This is a genomic window from Candidatus Avelusimicrobium faecicola, assembly GCA_900540405.1.
GTDB classification, from domain to species: domain Bacteria; phylum Elusimicrobiota; class Elusimicrobia; order Elusimicrobiales; family Elusimicrobiaceae; genus Avelusimicrobium; species Avelusimicrobium faecicola.
In genome coordinates this window covers 1-3,889 of record UQFW01000077.1, presented here as the reverse complement: position 1 = coordinate 3,889, position 3,889 = coordinate 1, and the positions used below count along the sequence as shown (strand labels likewise).

General features: G+C 52.2%; 3 protein-coding genes and 1 pseudogene. All 4 read right to left on the bottom strand.

Annotated features, from left to right (window positions below; translation table 11 throughout):
- Positions 1-196 (bottom strand): annotated as a pseudogene (locus tag ACQY18_RS06420) (orotate phosphoribosyltransferase); the annotation flags it as partial.
- On the bottom strand, positions 183-2,471 hold the full coding sequence (locus ACQY18_RS06415; RefSeq protein WP_428039269.1) for an AsmA family protein: 2,289 nt from the start codon (positions 2,469-2,471) through the stop codon (positions 183-185). The gene ACQY18_RS06415 and the pseudogene ACQY18_RS06420, both read right to left, overlap by 14 nt.
- Positions 2,472-2,480: 9 nt before the next feature.
- A complete protein-coding gene (locus ACQY18_RS06410; RefSeq protein WP_428039268.1) occupies positions 2,481-3,167 on the bottom strand; it encodes a M50 family metallopeptidase in 687 nt (228 codons plus the stop codon).
- Positions 3,164-3,859 carry a lipoate--protein ligase family protein gene (locus ACQY18_RS06405; RefSeq protein WP_428039267.1) on the bottom strand — a complete coding sequence of 232 codons (696 nt, stop codon included), beginning with the start codon at positions 3,857-3,859 and terminating at the stop codon, positions 3,164-3,166. Before ACQY18_RS06405 ends, ACQY18_RS06410 begins: the two co-directional genes overlap by 4 nt.
- Between the last annotated feature and the right edge of the window lie 30 nt (positions 3,860-3,889).

Genomic DNA, 3,889 nt, shown 5'->3' with positions numbered 1-3,889 from the left:
AAATAACATCCGCTTTTTGGGAAAATTTATCCGACAAAGCCTGCGCAATCCGCTGGGCCAAATGAGGGTGCTGCAACAAAAGGGACGTTTGAATGTACGACTGGCTGTGAAAGCCCGACGGCATTACAAAATGCCCCTCCATAATAGCCCCGTGTTCTTGCAAGAGGCATAAAACATCCAGGTTATTTCTTGGCATGGAAGTCTCCTTTAATAAAATCCCGGTTAGATTCAAAAACGGTGCGTAGCCCGCGCGATTGGGCGGCTTTAATCTGCCGGCCCGTCTGCTTGGCCTTTAACATTTCCAGCTTGGGTTTGCGCATGGAAGACGACACCTTAAACGCCAGTGCCGGGTTGCCGGATTCGTCCGTTAAGTTCTCCGCCAACGCGCCCGAGCGGGAAGTGTTGTTAAACATCGTCCATATAATAATATCAAAATTTTCTTCTACCCAGTTAGTCCAACCTTGCACGGCGGCGGAAATAGTGGGCCCCTGCGTAAACGCATTGTTAATGTTCATCCGTCCGTTTACAAAATCCACACTGGCGGCCATATCTTCAAAAGGCACGTCTTTTAACACCTGCCCCACCTTAAAACTTCCGGCGCGTTCCATACGGTGCATAATAATAAACGGCGTAAAAGTAATGTTGAGCGCCTGCTGTTCTTCGGCCAGTTTTTCCATTTGGTGAATTACGCCGTTTTGCAGGGTGGCATCCAACGTGCCGTTTAGTTGGTCCATACCGGGCAGCAGGCCCGTCAAATCAAATTCCGCAAAAAAGTTATTGCCGGAAATAACCGTGGAAGAAAACGTATCGGCGGATAGCGTACCCGCAAAATTGGGCATAAATTTGGGCAGGCGCTCCCTAAAATTAACCAGCCACGCCAGTTTGCCGGTTTGCGGTGCGCGCACCTTAAACGGACGCACCCGCCCAATCACATGGGCGAAATTAAACACCACCCCGATAAACGGCATAGGCTCAAAATGTTTCAAATAGAGGTTGGTGGTAATTTTGCGCTTGGGGGATTTAATATGGTTAATGGCCAAATTCATTTTAAGCGGCACGCCGTTTAATTCCCCGCCGGCTATATTGGCATACACGTTTCCTTTGCGGTAAAAGCCGGAAAGTTGCAACTTATCAAACACACTGCGGTCCACGGTCACTTTGCCGGAAGTAGTATGGGCGTATAAATCGCTAAAATCCTGTTTAGCTTGAAAGGTTCCGCTCACGCCGTCCGCCAAAAAGCCGTAAAAATCTCCCCCCGCGTTTTGGGCGGTTAAGGTTAAAAGCGGCAGTTGCCATTGGCCGCCGGTGCGCACCAGGCGGGCTTTTTCCACGGTGCCGGAGCCGGTCAGCTTGTATTTTTCCAAAGGCGGATAATTTCGGCTCCGCGGGGCCAAATCCATCGGCCCGGTGGAAAACTGCACGTCCGCCGTAAAGGGGGCCTCTGCAAAGTTCAGCGTGCCGCTGGCTTGTGCGCGCACATCTTGCGCCGTAATGGCCGATTCGTTAATTTTTAAGGTGCGGTAGTTATTGGACAGCACCCCCTTTAGGCTTACATCCGCCTGCGGGAAATAAAACTGCGCCATTTTATCATCAAATACGGATAAATCTTTCCCCTCAAACGCGGGCACCTGCGCGCGGATATTAAAATAAGGGGTGCGCAGGTTATCCAAATCCACGGTTAAAGCCACCGGCTTGCGGAACGCAAACACTTGCGCGCGCAAACTGCGCAGGGCAAAGTTGCTCCAGTCAAAATTGGCAAAATTTACATGGCCCGCGCCTTTAATTTCCATATCGGAAATGTTATCTTTCCACTTATTGCGCAAGACCATTTCCATTTGAAAGCGGGAAAGTTCGTCAAAACGCAAGCGCTCAAAATGCAGGTTGAGCCCATATACGGCGTGGGTGGTTTTATTTTGCAAATCTTTATAGCTCATCACGCCGTTTTTAACCGTCCAGTCCTGCACGCTGACGGCAAAGCGCTCCCCGGCGGGAGCGGTAGCATCCCCGGATGTTTTTTTAGGCGCCCGGATATCCGGCACGTTATAGCGGCCGTCTTCCCCGCGCACAATGTTAATGCGGGGGCGGTTGAGGGTCACTTCGTCTATGACCAGTTGGTGGTCCAAGAGCGGCAGTAGCTTAAAACGCACCGCCACACTGTCGGCCGACACCAGCGCTTCCCCATGGGCCACCTCGCTATCCAATACGGAAAATCCTTTTAATTCCAACGTGTTAAAAAATTTCAAATCTAACGCCGTGATGACAACCGGGCGGTTTAAGGCGCGCTGTAATTGGGTGGTGATTTCCTCGCTTAAATACTGGGCATTAAAAAATTTAATAAACAGCACCCAGCAGACGGCAGACAGGCCAAAAATAAGCATGAGCGTAAACATAACGGTACGCAGGGTAAGCGTGCAACACGCCCCCAAAAAACGCACCAGCCAATTCTTTTTCTTTTTTTGCTCTTGCGCCATACATTCCCTTTAGAGCGCGTTATAAATACGCTCTATTATATAGTTTACAAAAATTCGCCACGTCTGATAGGTTCCCGTTGCCACGCGCAGGGCGGCATCACTTAAATTAGTTTGTTGGGGGAACAATACTTTGCACAAAACGGCCAATATCATCAAGTTTACAAAGGTAATAGACACGGCCGAAAACACCTTTCCGCCCGCCATTTTCAAATCCGGCTGGTCTGCTTCAAACAAGGTTTTGAATGTTTGCACAAAGTGGAACGCCGTACAAAACCCGGCCAACGCCACAAACGCCCAACGGTACGGCGTTAAATCCGCCACCCAGGTAAGCGCACAATACAAAAACCCCAACGCCACCGTATAAGCCGGGATAAAATACGGTGCCAGTGCCACAAAAGCGTTGCATTGGGTCATTTTTACATAACCGCTATCTTGCCGGACACTGATATCTTTAATGCGGTATCCGCAGAGCAAGGCCGCCACGGCGTGGGTCAGTTCGTGCCCCAGCACATACACGCGGGAAAAATCATACACCCAAAAGTGTATGGCCCCATACACCGCGGCCCCGCCCGCAAAACAGGCAAACATTTGCGCGTTGCCCAGCGTGCCGTACAACAGGCGCGCCGTTTGCGCCGCCGCCAAAAACAGCGTGGGGAGCAGCAACACCGCCAGCAGCGTTTTGAGCGCGTTTTTCATTCAAATTTACCGTTCCAATCTTCGCTTTGGTAGCGGGTTTGGGCCAGCTTTTTGGCTTGCGCTAACACGTCCGCCCCCACCGCGCGGGGCGCAAAATGCGCGGCAAATTCCCGCCTAACAGCCGTAATGACGGCTTTTTTTAAGGCGGAGTTTTCCCGTGCGCCGGGTATTTGCAAAGAGCCCTGATATAATACGGTTTTACCAAAGCGCCGGATAGCGCCCCCTAAAATTTTGTGTCCGTCTGCCGCTAATAAATCATTTTCTACCGGGTTCAAAAAGCAGGCCCCGGCCTGGCCGTGCGGGGCGGGCAGATACGCCTGCAGCGCCGTTTTGCCCCATACTTTTACAGGCGCCAAAAAGGCCAGTTCCGCGCGGATTGCCCCGTGCAAACGCGCATACAAGGCCGCGGGCGGCTGTTCACTTTGCAAAATGCAGGAAAACGTCAAATCCCCCCGGTGGAGTACCATGCCCCCGCCGGTAGGGCGGCGCACGGCAGGCCCGCCCACTCCGGCCGCCGCCGCTTGGCGCAAAACCGAGCGGCGCGGTTGGGCATAGCCAAAGGTGACGGCCTCTTTATCCGCCCAACGGTAAAAGCGGAGCCAGAATCCGCCCGCGTGCGCCAGTGCGCAGGTTTCGTCTAACGCCATTTGTTCGTACGCGGTGAGTGCGGGGGTATTAAGCAGTAAATCCATAGTTTACATTGTAGCAGTTATCAAGCGGCC

Bases quoted from the DNA above. Each gene is read 5' to 3' on its own strand.
- ACQY18_RS06405 (WP_428039267.1), bottom strand. From the start codon at position 3,859: ATGGATTTACTGCTTAATACCCCCGCACTCACCGCGTACGAACAAATG.
- ACQY18_RS06415 (WP_428039269.1), bottom strand. From the start codon at position 2,471: ATGGCGCAAGAGCAAAAAAAGAAAAAGAATTGGCTGGTGCGTTTTTTG.
- ACQY18_RS06410 (WP_428039268.1), bottom strand. From the start codon at position 3,167: ATGAAAAACGCGCTCAAAACGCTGCTGGCGGTGTTGCTGCTCCCCACG.